This is a genomic window from Bordetella genomosp. 10, assembly GCF_002261225.1.
In the GTDB taxonomy this organism is placed as follows: Bacteria; Pseudomonadota; Gammaproteobacteria; order Burkholderiales; family Burkholderiaceae_B; genus Bordetella_C.
This window is the reverse complement of sequence record NZ_NEVM01000005.1, coordinates 1824794-1840794: the sequence shown is the minus strand read 5'-3', so window position 1 is coordinate 1840794 and position 16001 is coordinate 1824794. Positions and strand designations below refer to the sequence as shown.

The window sequence follows — 16001 nt, the reverse complement described above, 5'->3', positions numbered from 1 at the left end:
CGCCGTTAATTCGTGTCGTTGGAACACTTGGCGCATGGCATGTTGCAAGCGACGCATCTCTTGGTCGAGCATGCGTCGCTGTAGCTGCGTCATGTCCCCGCGCAGGAACGGGACGGGCGAGTCATGGGATTGGCAAGATTGTATCTCGTCCAAATCCCACTGGGCCAAGGCGTGGCTGTCAGTGACGATTCGCCATCAGGCTGCTTGACGCGCCGGGCCGGACGGATACCGTGGCCGGGGTTTCCTCGTGGATTTTCAAGCCGCGCATCGCGTACTTGAGCCCGCCGGTGCCGCCGAGGCGTTGGGATGCATTGGCCGCCGCGAACTTGGTCATCGCGATCAGGTCCGTCACGCGGCCGGCGAGACGGCTGGTAGGGCTCAGGATGGCGATTACGTAATCGACCATGCCATCGCCGCAGAAGATCGGCGCGGCAATGCCGGTGAGGGATCTCACGACGGCGCCATGGGAGACCGCGAATCCCTGTTTTCGGGTCGTGTCCAGGATCGACTGAAAATCGTCGATGCTGCACTCGCCGGCTTTGGCTGCATCGTCGATAACGTCGGCAAGCAGGCCTTCGTCCATATAGGCCATCAGGACGATGGATGCCGCGCCCATCGTCAGCGGCCTCAATGCATTCGGCTTGTCCAGGTCTATCAGCGGAGTCTTCGACCATGCGATATCGACGCATTGCCGCAATTCGCCGCGCATCCGATGGAGGGAGACGTTCTCTCCCGCCGACCGGGCAAGATCTTCGAGCACCGGGCGCAACAGGCGCCGCACGTCGAGCGATTCGGTCGCAACGGCCGCAAGGCGCGTGAAGCCCAGCGAGAGGCTGTACCGGAGGTCCGGAAGGCGCACGAGGTAGCCCAGGCGTTCCAGCGCACGAACGATGCGGAACGCGGTGGCCTTGTGGAGATCGGTATGGTCCGCGATTTCCTGCAAGGTAAGGCTCGGCGTGCTGGGCGAGAACGCGCTGATCACCGCGAACGCTCTTTCTATCGTGCGCATGATGCCCCCTTTTTTCGCTTTGCCACCGTAGTGTCCCGCCAAGGTCGGGTTCATGCCCGCCGGTTTCACGAAATGAAACTCGATCGTCAGCCAGCCGGGAGCGTCTCGCCCTGTGAAACCGCCAATCCCGCCTGCTTGCGCCCACCTAGAATCGGTTGAAACACACGAGAAAACGGAGACATCATGATTCTGCGCGCGATGCTTTGCGTCACGTGCCTGCTGCCGGTTTCCGGCATGGCGGCGTCTCAACAAGGCTTTCCGGACAGGGTGATACGGATCGTAGCACCCTTCGCCGCCGGGGGGCCCTCCGACACGGTGGCGAGATTGATTGCCTCCGGCATGAGCCGAAACCTGGGCCAATCCGTGATCGTGGAGAATAAGCCGGGCGCCGGCAGCGTGGTGGGAAACCAGTATGTCGCGAAAGCCACGCCGGATGGTTACACCGTTCTTCTCGCCACGTCCGCGCTCCCCATTTCGGCGGGGCTCTACAAGTCCTTGCCGTATGACGCCGGTACCGATCTCACGCCCGTCGGGCTGATCGGGGCCGCGCCGCTCGTCCTGGTCGTCAGCAAGACACTGAATGTTCACTCCGCCGCCGACTTGGTAACCCTGATAAAGGCGTCTCCGGGCAAATATCTGTATGGATCCTCGGGGATCGGGTCCGTGGACCAGCTCTGCGCCGCCTGGTTCGCTTCCCGGTTGAGCCTGGATGCCGTCCACGTTCCGTACCAGGGCGCGGCGCCGGCCATTCAGGATCTGATCGTGGGCCGCACCAACTTCATGGTGACGACGTCGTTTCCGCTGCTTCCCTTCATCAAGAACGGCTCGCTCGTTCCGCTTGCGGTGGCGGCGCCGAAACCCATTCCGCAGCTTCCGGGTGTGCCCACCATGGCGGCGGCAGGACTCCCGGATTTCGACGTTTCGGTCTGGTACGCCCTGTTCGCGCCCAAGCATACGCCCGGCGATATCGTCGCGAAGCTCAACGAAGCGATGGTTGCCGCGATTTCCGATCCGGATGTGGCGCGCAAACTCCAGGACTTGGGGACGGTAACGGCGGTGGATCACACGCCGCGGCACTTGAAGCAGTTCCTCGCTTCGGAGCAAAAGCGCTGGGGCGATGTCATCGAAGTCGCCAAGGTTCCCAAACAATGAGCCGAGCAGGCTCCAGGAGAGATATATGCAGGATCCGCAAGATCTTATTCTTGTCCGCCATGATGAACGTGAAGAGGGCAGGGTCACCACGGTGACGTTCAATAATCCGGAGAAGCGCAACAGCCTCAGCCTGGCGGGCAAGAACCGCTTCATCGATACGCTCGCGAAGTTGCGCTATGACGAATCCCTGCGCGTACTGATTATCACGGGCGCCGGGGACAAGTCTTTCATCGGCGGGACGGATCTCCCGCAGCTCGCGTCCTTCAATCTGGAGGAAGCGCAGGCGTCGTCCAATACGACGCATCGAATGTGCGACGCCGTGCGCACCTTTCCGGTTCCGGTCATCGCGCGGATTAATGGCTTTTGCTTCGGCTCCGGCATGGAACTGGCCGCCTGCGCCGACATGCGGGTGGGCGCCACGCATTCCAGATTCGGCATGCCGGAGACGCGCATGGGGCTTCCGTCTGGGATGGAGGCGTCCGTGCTGCCCCGGCTTATCGGCTGGGGAAAGGCGTGCGAGCTGGTGCTGACGGGAGACCACATCGACGCGGACGAGGCGTACCGCATCCAGTATCTGCAACGGCTTGTTCCTTATGCCGAGCTGGATGCCGTGGTCGAGGCGTGGGTGACATCGTTGCTCGCGTGCGGCCCTCAGGCCGTACGGCTTCAGAAGAGGTTGATTCTCGATTGGGCCACCATGTCGGTGACCGATGGCGCGCGGGCGGGGATCCAGGCCGTCGTCGATGCCTATCGCACTGGCGAGCCGAAGCAGTACATATCGAATTTCATCGAGCGTAAAAAGCAGCGCGAGCAGGAGCGCGCCAAGGTCGGGAAATGAATGCGGCTCCGGTGGGCATAGAGGTGTCCGTCTTCACGGCGGGCAGCCTGTTCGATGCAATCGACTTGAACAGGTCGGCTTGGCGGCGCTGTAGTCGGCTGGCAGGTTTTGATTCAGCGGCGCAGTTGAATCACGCCTGCCTCCGCGAGTTTGTCAATCTCCGCGGCATCCAGTTGGAGTTCTTCGCTCAAGACCTCGAAGGTGTGCTGGCCGAGATCCGGCGGGATGGTTGAAGGGCTGGCGGGTGTACGGCTCAGGTGGCGCAGCGGGTTGGCGAGATATTTGCCGATCGCCCCGGCTTCGTCCGGGATGGACCATATCGCCTCGCGAGCGACGGACTGGGGATCGCCTACGGACTCGTCGATATTGAATACCGGGCCGGCAGGGATTTTGGCTGCCTTCATCTTTTGGAGCAGCGGGTCGCGATCATGGAGCGCGAACAGAGGGACGATGTATTCGTTCAGCTCATCCCGGTGTTTTACGCGATCGGGGTTCGACGCGAATCTGGCATCCCCGGTCAGCCCCGGACAGCCCAGCACCTGGCAAAGGCGGGCGAACTGCGCGTCGTTTCCGATGGCGATGACGATCCACCCGTCAGCAGTCCGGAAGACCTGCGCCGGAGAAATATTGCGCGTGACGTTGCCGACCCGCTGTTGTACCTGGCCATGCTTCAGATAAGCCTGCGCGGCGTCGGCCAAGGCCATCATGCCTACGTCGAACAGCGAAAGGTCGATATGTTGTCCGTGGCCGCTCGTGCCTCGTTCAACGAGTGCGCTCAGAATGGCGATCACGGAAACCAGGCCGGACATTACGTCGATCCAGGCCACGCCGACACGCGTCGGTGGTCCCCCGGCATCGCCGGTTAGGCTCATGATTCCGCTCATCGCCTGGATCACGGTGTCGTATCCCGGATCGCCGCTGCGCGGTCCGGTATTTCCGAAACCGGTCAGGGAAAGGTAGATAAGGCGTGGATTCGTCCGGCTCAATAGCGGGTACGAAAGCCCGTAGCGCTCCATGTCGCCTGTCTTGAAGTTCTCGACGAAAACATCCGATTTCGCCGCGAGCCGTTGCAGAATCTCCTGTGCGCGCACGTCCTTCAGATTCAGCGACAGGCTTTTCTTGCCCCGGTTATAGGCGTCGAAAACGTGCGAGCCCCAGCGCCGGGAATCGTCGCCCGCGAAAGACTCGATCTTCCATACCTTGGCGCCGAGATCGGACAGCATCTGGGTCGCGAAGGGGGCAGCGAAGATACGCGACAGGTCCAGGATCGTGATGCCGGATAGAATGCCCATGAAGATCAACGCCCCTGAAAGTTCGGCAAGCGGCGTTCTTTCATCGCTTGAACGCCTTCGACATAATCGTCGGTTTCCCGAAGTCGATCCTGCAGCGCCATTTCTTCCGCGATGGCAGCCTCGACGCGCGCGGCGAAGTGCTGGCGGAGTAACTCCCTTGTTCCCTGGACGGCCAGCGGGCCACTGAGGGCAAGCTCCGTCGCGAGTTCGACGGCCGCATCGCCGGGATGCGCCGAAGTCGACAGCCTGTCGATCAGGCCGATTCGCAACGCCTCTTCACCGCCAATTCGCGCTCCTGAATAAAACAGCCAGGATGCGCGCTGGACGCCGACCACGCGTGGCAACGTATAGGTCAAGGCGAAGCCGGGTGAATAGGCTTGCCGATTGAAGTTCGCGCTGAATCGGGATCCGGCGGTGGCGGCACGGAAATCCGCCATTAACGCGAGGCCCAGGCCGGCGCCGACAGCGGCGCCCTGCACGCACGCGACGATGGGTTTGCGGATGCGGGCCAGGCGAGGGACGTGGCCGTAGATGTGCGTTGCGCGCCGCTGGCCGTCAGCGAGTCGTTTGGCGATGTTGGCGCCGGCACAAAAGTGCTTCCCCTCGGAGGCCAGTATCGTCACGCGGCAAGAATCGTTGCCGTCGAGGTCTTCCAGGGCATCGACGAGTTCGATCAACATCTCCTCGTCGAGAAAGTTTTCCGGAGGCCTGTGCAGCGTGACCGTAAATATATTGCCGTTCGAGGTGACTGCCAGGTTGGCGTACGTCTTGGATGAATTCACACGGAGCCCCTTGTTCGGAACGCCGGCCGAGTCGCTCGGCCTTGGGCGTTGTTTCACCGACAAGGTAGGCGTCTATCGCGTTCCGAAGAAGGGCTGTTTCACGCAACGAAACCGGGACGATGGTCTTGCCCCATCTCTCGGCACGGGTTGGTCAAGCTTTGCGCGTTTAGCGCTCAAGCTGCTCCAGGCGGTAGAACCGTGCGAGATCGCGCGTCGATGACAGCTTGATTTTTGGCAAGTCGACATGGGCAAACATCTCGTCGTAGCGCTTACGGTTTTCTCGGGTGGTGATCGCGATATGACGGATCATTGCCCATTTGACGCTGTCCTTGCCGCCTTCGAGATTCCCGCGACGATCGCGCTCGAACCATGATCGGCGCAAGTAGCGCAACAAGCTCGTTGCGCTGGAAACATCCAGCAGTATGAATCCGGTCGCACGTGCAAGCCGCTGGGGTAGACAGCGGGAATAGTTGCCATCCATCACCCAATCCGTCTTAGCAATCGCTTCGTCGTGCAGGGCGACGAAATCTTCGTACGGACGGGGTTGCCAGTCCGTGTTCGGCAGATGGTAGAGCACGTCCAGGTGAATCGGCATCAAGCCCCGAGCCCGGCCGATCGCGGCTGCCAAGGTGGACTTGCCGCTATTGGAGGGCCCCATGATGCAGATGCGGGATCCAAGATCATCGAGACGCATAGATTAGATCAGCGTAATCATGGGCTTGCCACGAGGGGGCAGTGAGGATACTTCTTCCTATGTGCGTCGATACACCGCATCGGCACCGTCGCGCCGCCCACGGTTGGGAGACGTCATGGGCGGAAGCCTGTGAACGGGTTCCCGATCGAAATGTTCCGTCGCGCTGTCTATGACCAGCATGCGATGCGCGATCGCCCAAGTACCCTCGCGGCATTCAAAAATATCCAGATAGCGGCAATAGACCTCGGATACATGGGAATCGGCTTCCGCTCCCTCCACGGCGGGTTGCGGCCGCCGTTGCGTGACTTTGACGTAGCTTTCCACGCGTGCCCGTGTGTGGCTTTCGAACTCGATCAGGATGTTCGAAACCGCATGCGCCGAGAATGAAATGTCGCGGTGCCGGTTTCGCAGGCATTCGACCAGGCCGGGTATGTCGCCACGGTAGAAAACATGGTCGTCTATGCCGTCTCGATGAAAGCAGCGGGGAATAGCATCGAAGTCGAGCCGGTCGATGGCGCGGCACCAGTAATGGATCACATCCGCGATCCTGGAACGGTCCATCAATTCGACAAGGCGCGGGTCGTTGAGATCAGTCATGAGGTCGTCCGGTTCAGGCGGGCAGGCTGCGAAGATATCGCGTCAGTTCGGAGACGAATACGCGCGTTCGTTCCAGCTTGCGTTCGCCGGGATACACGACCCAGGTCGCGGGCTGCGTCGTATCGATGTTCAGGCATTCATAATCGTCCAGCACGGTCTCCAATTTTCCGTCGGCGAGCTCCTGGCGTATCGACTCCCGGCTGATCTGCGCGACGCCCATGCCGTTTACGGCAAGCTGGATCAGTGGCAGATGGCTGCTGCTGGTGGCGATCGAATTCACGCGCTGTTGCAGCACCTGGCCATTCTTACGAAACGTCCATTGGCCTTCGATCTGTTCGTGGGTCAGGCAGTCGTGCTCTGTCAGCGCCTCAAGGGTAGTGGGCCGGCCTCTGCGTTTCATGTAACTCGGGGCGGCGCAAAGCACGCGCCGATAGTCGCGGATACGGATTCCTTTCAGGCTGGAATCGCGGATATGTCCAGAATAGATGGCAAGATCGAAGTCTCGCTGTTCGCTTGCGACATGCGTGTCCGTCATGCGCAAGGTATACCGGACGTCCGGAAAGGTACGCGAGAAATTGGCGATAAATTTTGGCAGAATAGACGTAAGCAAATATTCGTTAGAGACGATGCGCAAGGTTCCCGATAACTTCTGCTGCATGATATTCAAGTCGTCGGTCAATGAAACATAGCCGGTCAGAACATCCTGCGCCCATTGCAGCGCGCGCTGACCTGATTCCGTGAGATGAACGCGACGGGTCGTGCGGTCAAATACCCTTGTGCCGAGCTCGGCTTCCAGGATGGCGATCTTGCGTGCGGCAAGCGATGGCGACATGTGCAGATTGCGCGCTGCTGCTGATATGCTGCCGCATTGCACGACGGCCGCGAACAGTTCCAACTGCTCGAACGATAGTTTTGATTTGTCTCGCGTGACGTGCACCATTCCTGTCTCCCGCTGGGGTGGCCCCGGCCCGGATTATAGGCAGCAATGTCTACAAGGCGGCGTCCAGCAGACGCTTATCCGATCTTCTTCGGCGGATGGGCACGCAGGACCTCTTCATTGATGTCGGAGCCCCAGCCGGCACCGTCCGGCAATGACACCAGGCCGTTGACGATGGTGGGCGGATTCACCAGCAGGTCCGCCAACCAGGCCGGCTGGTCGACAACCCATTCGACATATCGGCTGTTCGGGATGCTCGCGCTGAAATGCACGCCGATCAGGGTCGAAAGCGGGCCGTGGTAGTTGTGGCTTGCGACATTGACCTCATGAAACTCGGCCAGGCTCGCCATCTGCATTGCTTCGGTATAGCCATTCCATTGCGGATCAATGATGGCCACGTCCACAGCGTTCAGGTACGGATGCAATGCCTGGCGCCCAAGCATCGTCTCGAGGGATGCGATAGGGGTCGACGTGTTGTTGCGCAAATCGGTCAGCGCCTGCACGTTGCGCAGATCGCACTCCAGCCATTCGAGCTCTAGGGGCTCCAGTGCGCGCGCAATACGCTTGACACCCTCGGGCCGGAAATTGAAATTCAAGTCGAGCATCAGGCGTACGTCCGGTCCGGCGCCCGCCCGAAAAGCTTCCATCAGGGCAATGAGATCGTCCAGCAGGCGAGGGCTCATATTCAGGGAGGGGTGCTGCGGGCCATCCCCGAATCCGGGTCGATAATTTGTCAGCCGCTTCGAATCCGTTGTCGAGAAGGCATCCGGTATCAGCACATTCGTCTTCAGGGCGCCGAAGCCGCGTTGCTTGACCTCGCGGCCCAGGGCCTCGACGTCGGCCAGCGTTTCCAGCGGCGGAACGCCGAGAACCTGTGCGTGACGCGTGCGCAAGGTGCCGCACTGGGACCAGTAAACGGGCAGTTGCCGATGATGGGCGCCGCCGAACAGGCCGTGGACGGGTATGTCGAGACTGCGCGCCAGGATATCCAGGCAGGCATTTTCAATAGCGGCGACCGCCTGGCCGAACAGGCCCACCGTGAAGGCGCGGCCGCTTGCCTGCAATCCCGCCACGATCCGATTGGCGCAGCGGGGATCCAGGCCGAGGATTTTCTCTCCGAGCCGTGCGATGATGGCGCCCAGGCCGGGCGCCGCGGTGCCTTCGTGAAATTCGGACCAGCCGACCAGGCCGGCATCGGTGGTCACCTTCAGAAATGACAATGTGCGCCAGCCACCGTCGCAGTGCCATTGCTCCAAGCCCGTGATCTTCATGTTTTCGCGGTCTCCGCGTTTGCGGTGTATATGGAATCAGACCGACGCATCCCGTTGCTCGGCCCGCACCGGATTGCGCAGAACGCCGACTCGGTCGATCTCGACTTCCACCACGTCGCCATCACGCAGGTACACGGGCGGGGTGCGCTTGGTGCCCACGCCCCCTGGCGTGCCCGTCACAATGACATCTCCCGGCGCCAGCGGCATGATGCTCGAAATGTATGCGATCTGTTCCGGGATCGGGGTGATCATCATGTCGATCGTGGCGTCCTGCATGATCTGGCCATTGAGCCGCGTTTGCAGGCGCAGCGGGCGTGGATCTTCGATTTCGTCGGCGGTGACCATCCAGGGGCCGAACGCGCCTGTGCCGACAAAACTCTTGCCGGCCAGGAATTGGCTGGTGTGGTGTTGCCAATCCCGTACGCTGCCGTCGTTGTAGCAGGCGTAGCCTGCGATATGCGCCATGGCCTGCTCGGCCTTGATGCGGCGTCCGCCCTTGCCGATGATGACAGCCAATTCCCCTTCATAGTCCAGCTTGTCCGATTCCAACGGAGACACCATGGGCGACAGGTGGCCGACCTGGCTCTCTGGATAGCGCGCGAACAGCGAGGGATGCCGTGTCACCGTGCGGCCGGACTCGGCGACATGCTCGTGATAGTTCAGGCCGATACAGATTATTTTTCCCGGATTCGGAATCGGCGGAAGCAGCGTAACGTCGGCCAACGGCAATTCGCGCTTGCAGCTTTCCAGTGTTCGCAGGAGCGCCGGCTCGCGCAGAAAGTCCATCAGCGTGGTGTCTCCATCGGAGAGAACTTTGATTCGGTCGTCTTGAACGACGCCGAAACCGGGTCGGCCTACGTGGAGATAGGATACTAGGCGCATGGTATGTCCTGAGGTTGAGTGTCTGAAGGAGCGTGTTGCGAAGCTGCTATTCCCCGGACGCGTCCAGTTTCGGGATGTGCGCGACTTCGGTGGCGTGGCTGAGGGTTTCGATGGAACTTTTCGCGAAGGCCCGGAATGCTTCGGGCGTCGTCGGCCTCGGAGTTAGACCCTGCTCGTCGATGGCCTTGACGATGGCCGGGTCCTGGAGCGCTTGCGCGGCGGCTGCATTGAGTTCCTTCACCACGTCCACCGGCAGCCCTTGCGGTCCGATCAGGCCGAACCAGGTCGGCATGTCCATATTCTTCAGCCCCAGCTCTTTGCCGGTCGGCGTATCCGGCAACATGGGCGAGCGTTCGGGTGTTGTGACCAGCAGCGGCCGCAATTCGCCGTTGTGGATGTGTGGCAGGGAGGAGACGATCATGTCGAACATCAGCGGCGCGTCGCCGTTGAGCTGTGCAATGGTGGCTTCGCCGGTTCCCTTGTAGGGAACATGAGTCGCCTTGACTCCCGCGCTCTGGAGCAACATTTCAAAAAAGATATGGCCAGCCGATCCGACGCCGAACGACGCGTAATTCAACTTGCCCGGTTTTTGATGCAGGTAGTCGACCAGTTCCGGCAGGGAATGGATCGGTAGTTTCGAGTTGATCGTAAGGACGAACGGCGCGTCGACCAGTTTCGAGATGAACGTAAAGCTCTTCAGTGCATCGTAGGGAAGGTTCGTCCGGACGGCCGGTTGCACGACGTGCGAAATCGAGTCCATGCCTATCGTGTAGCCATCCGGCGGCGCTTTGGCAATGGTCTGCAGACCGATAATGGTGCCGGCGCCGGCCCGGTTCATCACAATGACCGGTTGGTTCCAGCGCTGCGACATGCGCCGCGCCAGCATGCGCGCGATTGTGTCCGCGGAACCGCCGGCGGGAAAAGGCACGACCATCGTGACCGGTTTATCGGGAAATGTGGAATTTTCGGCATTCGCGGCTGGCATCAGACAGGCGCATGCCATGCCGAGCAGCCAGCCGCTCAAGGTCGCGAGCGAGCTCTTCATTTGGGTGTCTCCGTCGTTCTTGGTTATCGCGTGCTCCGCAGCCGTGGCGACGGCTGCGGTTTCGCATCAGGCGGCCAGCGGCGCGCTCAGCGTCGTGCGATGCATCAGGCGCCTTTGCGGCAGCTTGAAGTCGCCGTTGGCCTGATGCAGGGCGGAATAGTTGTCCCACATGACGATGTCGCCGACACGCCACTGGTGCCGGTAGATGGCTTCCGGACGTATCGCGTGGTTGACCAGTTTTTCGACCAGCGCTTCGGATTCGGCGGGCGGCAGGCCGACGATTTCGCTGATGACGCCTTGCACGACGTGCAGGCATTTCTTGCCGGTGATCGGATGGATGCGCACGAGAGGATGCGTGATCGTGTTGTCCTTTATTTTCTCCCGGGCCTTCACGACATCCTTCAGGTAAATATTGTCCTTGGCCTTCTCTTCGGTATGGCCGACGTATTCACCGTATTTCTTGGAGCTGAACACGGCTTGCAGGGAATCCACTTGCTGGCGAAGATCTTCCGGCAACGTTTCATAGGCGTATCGCGTGCTGGCGAAGCAGGTGTCGCCCAGCGGACGGCTGCCGTCGTGCGGGACCTCCAGGGCGTAGAGGAATGACCCGCGCGGCGGCTTGGCGACGTACCACATGTCGCTGTGCCAGTACCGGCCGGCATCCTCCATGCCGATGGGGCGTCCCTCTTCGATGACGTTCGACACGATGAATATCTCGGGGTTTTCCGGCATGTTGAATCGATCGAAGACGAAACGATCCAGGGCCCCGAAACGGCGGCTGAAGTTGAGCTGGTCTTGAGGGGTCAGCTTTTGGTCGCGGATGACGACAACCCCATACTCGCGGTATGCAGCGTCGATTTTTTCAAAGTCTTCGTCACTAAGATTGCGCAGGTCCACGCCAAGAATCTCGTGGCCCAAAGGTTTATCGATCTTACGGAGTTGAAATGCCATCAGTCTCTCCTTTGTTAGAGGATGGAATACATCCATCCGACATGGGAGGGAATCTAGCATCGCGTCATGTGTCGATACCTATTCATCCGGGCGTCGCGGCATTGCATAGTTTGCAATAATCAAGGCGTCATGCCGCCGATGAGGTTCAGCGCATTGGCTTCTGGTTACGCCACAGTGAACACGTATTTTCCAAGCGGTTTGCGGGACTTGTGCCGCTCGTTCTGAGGCCGCTTGACGACCTGTGGCGGGATGATCCACAGGCTCCGATCGAGGTCGAAGTATCCGGTTTCAGCCAGCCGCGGCTTGCCGGTATGCACTCTGCTCAGGAACGGTAGCCGGACGCCAAGCTGGGTCTGCCAGTCGGGGGAGGGTAGAGCCGGAGTCTCTGACGGAACTCAGGCAATTCGGGCAGATGTAGGTGAGAGTTGGGGGCTGGGGTGCTTGGGTTTAGCCGCCGCCTAAATCAGAGAGCGCCACTTCGAGTTCCTCTATTGACCCATCAGAACCTGCTCAGGTTAAGCGACTAATACGAATGCTTCAGCCGGGGTCTTCATTCCCAGCGCCTGGTGGAGGCGCCTATCGTTGTAAAAGCGTATCCAGTCGCCGATCACACGGCTGGCATGCTGGATGGTCTCGAAGCGGTGTCGATGCACGCATTACTCCTTGAGCGTGCGGATCACCTGTTCGACCATGCCGTTCTGCTGGGGGCAATGCGGTGTGATGAACTCCTGTCGCAGACCGTAGCTACGCACGAGCGCTGTATAGCTGCGCGAAGTGAAAACCAAGCCATTGTCGGATCGCAGCAGGAACGGCGTCGGCACGCGGCCCAATGTTCCAAAGCGGGCTATCAGGGCATGCTCCAGGGCACTGCCCACAGTGCGGGCCTTGCCGCTGCGCGACAGGTGCCAGCCTAGCAATTCGTGCGTGTGGCAGTCGATCACCAACGCCAGCGTGGCCCAACTGTCCTGACCCGCCCACACCCGGCACAGATCCGTGGACCAGCGCTCATTGTGCATCGTTGCCACCGAGGGCAACGCTTGGATGCGAGGCCTCAAGCCAATCGGCCGCTTGCGAACCTGCCAGCCCATCAACTGGAACACGCGCTGCACCGTGTTCTTATTGAATCCCAATAGGTATGCAACCGTCCGGTACCCAAACGACGGCGACTCCTCGATCATCGCCTTGATCGGCACGACGAACTTCGGATCGATCTTCCGCGCTGACTTCACTGGCTTGTAGTACACCGTGCGGCGCGGCACTCCGAATCAGCGGCACAGCTTGGCAATCGAGACGGTAATGCCGTCGGCTTGCAGTCCCTGGCGGATCATCTCGATCACTTCTCGTCCTCAGACGGCGACAGGTCGTACTGACGGCTCGCCTCGGCCACCGTGGTCTTGCCCTGGATGATGTCCACCACCAGCGCGCTCTTGCGCTTGGCTGTCCAGCGTTTGATGTCGTCTTCCATCTTCATGCTCATCGTCAATTTCCTCGATTATGACGTGAGCAGGTTTTCATTGGGTCAATACACTTCTGACTTTCCGTGTAGTAGATTCGAGGTCTCTGCTTCATTTTCAACACCCCTTCTGCTTGCGCAGCCTCTAGTGTGTTGCAACGACCGGTTGAATGTACATGGGAAAGCTGTCACGTTGTGAATACTGCATCGGGAAGATTGTCCGGGGTTAGTTCAGCGGAATCAGGCTCCGCGCCCCAAGTCAATGCGTAGTGTTCCTCGACACCGAACCCCCCCCAATTCGCCGGGTACTGCTGGTAGCACCGCGAAGGAGAAGACTATCCGAGTTTCGAGTTCAGACGGGAACTCACAGGCCCCTTGATTGCGCGCGAGCCCGTACCCGATGCCTCATCCATAGGCCTCGCCGCGGCGAGACGGCCCAAGGAGAAACCTAAATGCCGAACGATTCCTTGTCCCTAGCCCCGATCCAGGATGCCTGGCAAGTTCGACGCTATCATCATCGGCGCCGGCCTGGCCGGACCGTCGCTCGCGGCCAGGCTGGACGCCGCCGGGATGCGCGTGGCGATAAACGTCCCGGGCATTTGGGCGCTGGGCGACTGCAATGGGCGAGGCGCTTTCACCCACACGGCGTACAACGATTTCGAGATCGTGGCGGCCGACCTGTTCGACGGCTGGGACCGGAGGGTCGGCAGCCGTGCGCCGAAAGCCTGGGCCCTTCCTGGCACAATGCCGCCTATAACGTCCCCTGACGCGAGGTGCGCGGCGAGCCGGATGCCGTAGGTATTTCGCGCGCACTCCGCCGCCCCATGAAAGGTATACCCATGCGCGCTGAAGCCTCCGTTCCTGTACTGAATCTGAACCTGCGCTTGTTGCAAACCTTCATGCTCGTCGCGGAAAACCTGAGCTTTCGCGAGGCTGCGGAGCAGACGCATCGGTCCCAGTCAGCGGTGAGCACGCAGATCAAGCAACTGGAAGCCCAACTCGGCACCCCCTTGTTGCACCGCACGACGCGGTCCGTGAATCTGACTGCAGCGGGCGCGGAGCTGTACACAGGCATCCGCAGCGCCATGCTTGAGATCGGCGAAGGCCTGCGCAATATCCAGGAATGCACCGATCCGAAGCAGGGGCGCGTCCGGTTGGCCTGCTCGCCCACCGTCGCCGCAGCGCAGTTGCCGCGCATCCTGGCGTCTTTCGAGCAGGACTACCCGGCCGTGCGGGTCCATCTGACCGAGTTGCATTCCGACGAGCTGTGCGAGGCCGTGCGGCAGGGCGACGTCGACTTCGGCATCGGCCCCAAGGTCGGCAATGCCCAAGCGGGCGTGTTGTTCGAAGTCATCCTCAACGACCCGCTCATGGCCTTGATGCACCGCGATGCCGCCACACGCCGCCGCGGCGGCATTTCGATGCGGGAGCTTGCCGGGATGCCTTTGCTGCTGCACAAATCGGGAACGACATCGCGCTTTTTGCTGGAGGAGGCGCTGCAGGGGAGCAACGCGCGGCTGAACAGCAAATACGAATGCACGCAGGGCCAGACGCTTGTCGCGATGGCCGAGGCGGGGCTGGGCACGGCGATACTGCCGCGCTCGGTCATCAAGGGGAATCGCACACCCGCCACGCGCGCCGTACGCATCGTCGAGCCCGAGATATTCCGGCAGATCGCCATCGTCACCGCGCATGGCCGGCGATTGCTGCCGGCTGCCGCGCGCCTGGCGCAATTGATCCGGGAACGCATACACGATTGAAGACCCGGGCGGCCGGCGCCTCATTCATTCAAAAACCTAAAGAATCGTCGCGGAAATCGCGATTCTCTTTACCCCGGTCTTGCTTCATTCTTCGTCCGGTCAAGACCGCGACCAAACAGGACGGAGCAATATGAAGATCGCACGCATCGAGGCGCATCACCTGGCCAATATACCCATACAGCCTCCCCCATTCCGCAAGCAGCCCGACGTGGAGCACGCGCTGATCGTCGAAATCGAAACCGACAACGGCCTGGTTGGCTATTCGATGGGAGGCTATACGCATCCGGTCATCGTCGACTTCATCAATCGCCATGCCGCGCCTCTGCTGGTCGGAGAGGACCCGCGCAATATCGAGCGCGTAACTGCGCGCTTTCACCGCCACTCCGTCATACGCTTCATGGGGCGCGCCTATCTTTCCGCCCTGGCGCTGGTGGATATCGCGCTGTGGGACATCAAGGGCAAGGCGCTGGGCGTCCCGGTGCACCAGCTCCTGGGCGGCGCCCGCGACAAGGTCGAGGTCTATGTCACGCATGGCGCGGCCTACGGAAGTTCTGAACCGTATAGCGCCGAGGAGCTCGCGGCCGAGGCCGCCCACCTGGTCAAGCTGGGCAATCGCCATCTCAAAAACACCGTGGGCCGCCAGGGCGTTCCCGACCCCGCCGACGACTATATCCGCATGAAAGCCATGCGCGAGGCCGTGGGGCCGGACATCAAGCTCGGCATGGACGGCAATGCGCGCATGACGCTGGCGCAGGCCTCGCGCCTGTGCGAAATGACCAAGGAACTGGATATCAGCTTCCTGGAAGAGCCCATCTTGGAAAACGATCCAATCCAACTGCGGGAGTTGCGGGGAAGAACGACCATCCCCATCGCAGCCGCGGAGAACCACAAGTATTCCGCGCGCGACCTGCTCGTCAACGAGGCCGTGGATATCCTGCAACCCAACGTCACCAATGACGGCGGCTATACGGCGGGCCTGCGCATCGGCATGCTGGCGCAGGCGTTCAGCCGGCCCCTGAGCCACGGCAACGGCAGCGGCCCGCACAACATTGCCTTGCAGGCGGGCTTGGCCAACGGTGCGCTGGTCGAATACCACTTCCACAAGTGGATGGCCTACAACGCCATCTTCGAGCACGTCCCGCAGCCGGAGGACGGCTGGCTCACCGTATCGCAGGAACCCGGGCTGGGGCTGAATCCCAAGCCAGGGCTGATCCAGGAATACAAGGTGGTAGACCGCGTATCGGTGCTGCATACGCAGCCCGGCGCGATCTGAAGGCCAGCCGTGCGCCGCGTCCGCCTGATGAGGAGCGGGCCGGCCGGCGCCCCAGGCCTCAACGA

The 16001-nt window shown here is 61.1% G+C and carries 17 protein-coding genes and 2 pseudogenes; 5 read left to right on the top strand and 14 right to left on the bottom strand.

Annotated features, from left to right (window positions below):
• Window positions 1-178 precede the first annotated feature (178 nt).
• On the bottom strand, window positions 179-1063 hold the full coding sequence (locus CAL29_RS24290) for an IclR family transcriptional regulator (protein WP_094855500.1): 885 nt from the start codon (window positions 1061-1063) through the stop codon (window positions 179-181).
• Between the two features lie 129 nt (window positions 1064-1192).
• Between CAL29_RS24290 and CAL29_RS24285 the strand changes: the two genes are divergently transcribed.
• Window positions 1193-2161 carry a Bug family tripartite tricarboxylate transporter substrate binding protein gene (locus tag CAL29_RS24285; protein ID WP_094855499.1) on the top strand — a complete coding sequence of 323 codons (969 nt, stop codon included), beginning with the start codon at window positions 1193-1195 and terminating at the stop codon, window positions 2159-2161.
• 25 nt (window positions 2162-2186) lie between these two features.
• Window positions 2187-2999, top strand: coding sequence for an enoyl-CoA hydratase-related protein (locus CAL29_RS24280; RefSeq protein WP_179284164.1), 813 nt, complete (start codon window positions 2187-2189; stop codon window positions 2997-2999).
• A 113-nt stretch (window positions 3000-3112) separates the two neighbouring features.
• On the opposite strand, the gene CAL29_RS24275 is transcribed toward CAL29_RS24280, so the two are convergent.
• From CAL29_RS24275 to CAL29_RS24225, 13 genes and pseudogenes are all read right to left on the bottom strand, one after another.
• Window positions 3113-4291: a CaiB/BaiF CoA transferase family protein gene (locus CAL29_RS24275; RefSeq protein WP_094856886.1), complete on the bottom strand. Its 1179-nt coding sequence runs from the start codon at window positions 4289-4291 to the stop codon at window positions 3113-3115.
• 5 nt (window positions 4292-4296) lie between these two features.
• A complete protein-coding gene (locus CAL29_RS24270; RefSeq protein ID WP_179284163.1) occupies window positions 4297-5073 on the bottom strand; it encodes an enoyl-CoA hydratase/isomerase family protein in 777 nt (258 codons plus the stop codon).
• 166 nt (window positions 5074-5239) lie between these two features.
• Window positions 5240-5767, bottom strand: coding sequence for an AAA family ATPase (locus CAL29_RS24265; RefSeq protein ID WP_094855496.1), 528 nt, complete (start codon window positions 5765-5767; stop codon window positions 5240-5242).
• Between the two features lie 57 nt (window positions 5768-5824).
• Window positions 5825-6364, bottom strand: a complete 540-nt coding sequence (locus CAL29_RS24260; protein WP_094855495.1) for a nuclear transport factor 2 family protein — start codon at window positions 6362-6364, stop codon at window positions 5825-5827.
• A gap of 13 nt (window positions 6365-6377) precedes the next feature.
• Window positions 6378-7304: a LysR family transcriptional regulator gene (locus CAL29_RS24255; RefSeq protein ID WP_094855494.1), complete on the bottom strand. Its 927-nt coding sequence runs from the start codon at window positions 7302-7304 to the stop codon at window positions 6378-6380.
• A 74-nt stretch (window positions 7305-7378) separates the two neighbouring features.
• A complete protein-coding gene (locus CAL29_RS24250) occupies window positions 7379-8572 on the bottom strand; it encodes a mandelate racemase/muconate lactonizing enzyme family protein (RefSeq protein WP_094855493.1) in 1194 nt (397 codons plus the stop codon).
• A gap of 36 nt (window positions 8573-8608) precedes the next feature.
• Window positions 8609-9454 (bottom strand): fumarylacetoacetate hydrolase family protein, encoded by an 846-nt coding sequence (locus CAL29_RS24245; RefSeq protein WP_094855492.1) that lies wholly within the window; start codon window positions 9452-9454, stop codon window positions 8609-8611.
• A 46-nt stretch (window positions 9455-9500) separates the two neighbouring features.
• Complete coding sequence (locus tag CAL29_RS24240) at window positions 9501-10499, bottom strand: Bug family tripartite tricarboxylate transporter substrate binding protein (RefSeq protein ID WP_094855491.1); 999 nt, start codon at window positions 10497-10499, stop codon at window positions 9501-9503.
• A gap of 66 nt (window positions 10500-10565) precedes the next feature.
• Window positions 10566-11510: a TauD/TfdA dioxygenase family protein gene (locus tag CAL29_RS24235; RefSeq protein ID WP_094855490.1), complete on the bottom strand. Its 945-nt coding sequence runs from the start codon at window positions 11508-11510 to the stop codon at window positions 10566-10568.
• Between the two features lie 137 nt (window positions 11511-11647).
• Window positions 11648-11877, bottom strand: a pseudogene (locus CAL29_RS32120) (tyrosine-type recombinase/integrase); the annotation flags it as partial.
• A gap of 88 nt (window positions 11878-11965) precedes the next feature.
• On the bottom strand, window positions 11966-12103 hold the full coding sequence (locus CAL29_RS31895; protein WP_218831894.1) for an integrase core domain-containing protein: 138 nt from the start codon (window positions 12101-12103) through the stop codon (window positions 11966-11968).
• Window positions 12104-12106: 3 nt separating this feature from the next.
• Window positions 12107-12709: a DDE-type integrase/transposase/recombinase gene (locus tag CAL29_RS32320; protein WP_256977707.1), complete on the bottom strand. Its 603-nt coding sequence runs from the start codon at window positions 12707-12709 to the stop codon at window positions 12107-12109.
• A 77-nt stretch (window positions 12710-12786) separates the two neighbouring features.
• Window positions 12787-12927: pseudogene (locus CAL29_RS24225) on the bottom strand (DUF1153 domain-containing protein); the annotation flags it as partial.
• A 465-nt stretch (window positions 12928-13392) separates the two neighbouring features.
• Between CAL29_RS24225 and CAL29_RS32315 the strand changes: the two are divergent.
• The 3 genes from CAL29_RS32315 to CAL29_RS24210 all read left to right on the top strand — a co-directional run bounded on the left by CAL29_RS32315 (window position 13393) and on the right by CAL29_RS24210 (window position 15936).
• Entirely contained in the window at window positions 13393-13701 is a 309-nt protein-coding gene (locus CAL29_RS32315) for a hypothetical protein (protein WP_094855489.1), read from the top strand.
• A gap of 41 nt (window positions 13702-13742) precedes the next feature.
• A complete protein-coding gene (locus CAL29_RS24215; protein WP_179284162.1) occupies window positions 13743-14663 on the top strand; it encodes a LysR family transcriptional regulator in 921 nt (306 codons plus the stop codon).
• Between the two features lie 130 nt (window positions 14664-14793).
• Entirely contained in the window at window positions 14794-15936 is a 1143-nt protein-coding gene (locus CAL29_RS24210) for a mandelate racemase/muconate lactonizing enzyme family protein (protein WP_094855487.1), read from the top strand.
• The last annotated feature ends 65 nt before the right edge of the window (window positions 15937-16001 follow it).

Excerpts from the sequence above, each read along its gene's own strand:
- CAL29_RS24285 (WP_094855499.1), top strand. The coding sequence starts at position 1,193 with ATGATTCTGCGCGCGATGCTTTGCGTCACGTGCCTGCTGCCGGTTTCC.
- CAL29_RS24280 (WP_179284164.1), top strand. The coding sequence starts at position 2,187 with ATGCAGGATCCGCAAGATCTTATTCTTGTCCGCCATGATGAACGTGAA.
- CAL29_RS24245 (WP_094855492.1), bottom strand. The coding sequence starts at position 9,454 with ATGCGCCTAGTATCCTATCTCCACGTAGGCCGACCCGGTTTCGGCGTC.
- CAL29_RS24260 (WP_094855495.1), bottom strand. The coding sequence starts at position 6,364 with ATGACTGATCTCAACGACCCGCGCCTTGTCGAATTGATGGACCGTTCC.
- CAL29_RS24275 (WP_094856886.1), bottom strand. The coding sequence starts at position 4,291 with ATGGGCATTCTATCCGGCATCACGATCCTGGACCTGTCGCGTATCTTC.
- CAL29_RS24265 (WP_094855496.1), bottom strand. The coding sequence starts at position 5,767 with ATGCGTCTCGATGATCTTGGATCCCGCATCTGCATCATGGGGCCCTCC.
- CAL29_RS24290 (WP_094855500.1), bottom strand. The coding sequence starts at position 1,063 with ATGAACCCGACCTTGGCGGGACACTACGGTGGCAAAGCGAAAAAAGGG.
- CAL29_RS32315 (WP_094855489.1), top strand. The coding sequence starts at position 13,393 with ATGCCTGGCAAGTTCGACGCTATCATCATCGGCGCCGGCCTGGCCGGA.
- CAL29_RS24210 (WP_094855487.1), top strand. The coding sequence starts at position 14,794 with ATGAAGATCGCACGCATCGAGGCGCATCACCTGGCCAATATACCCATA.
- CAL29_RS24250 (WP_094855493.1), bottom strand. The coding sequence starts at position 8,572 with ATGAAGATCACGGGCTTGGAGCAATGGCACTGCGACGGTGGCTGGCGC.
- CAL29_RS24215 (WP_179284162.1), top strand. The coding sequence starts at position 13,743 with ATGCGCGCTGAAGCCTCCGTTCCTGTACTGAATCTGAACCTGCGCTTG.
- CAL29_RS24240 (WP_094855491.1), bottom strand. The coding sequence starts at position 10,499 with ATGAAGAGCTCGCTCGCGACCTTGAGCGGCTGGCTGCTCGGCATGGCA.
- CAL29_RS24235 (WP_094855490.1), bottom strand. The coding sequence starts at position 11,510 with ATGCTAGATTCCCTCCCATGTCGGATGGATGTATTCCATCCTCTAACA.
- CAL29_RS24255 (WP_094855494.1), bottom strand. The coding sequence starts at position 7,304 with ATGGTGCACGTCACGCGAGACAAATCAAAACTATCGTTCGAGCAGTTG.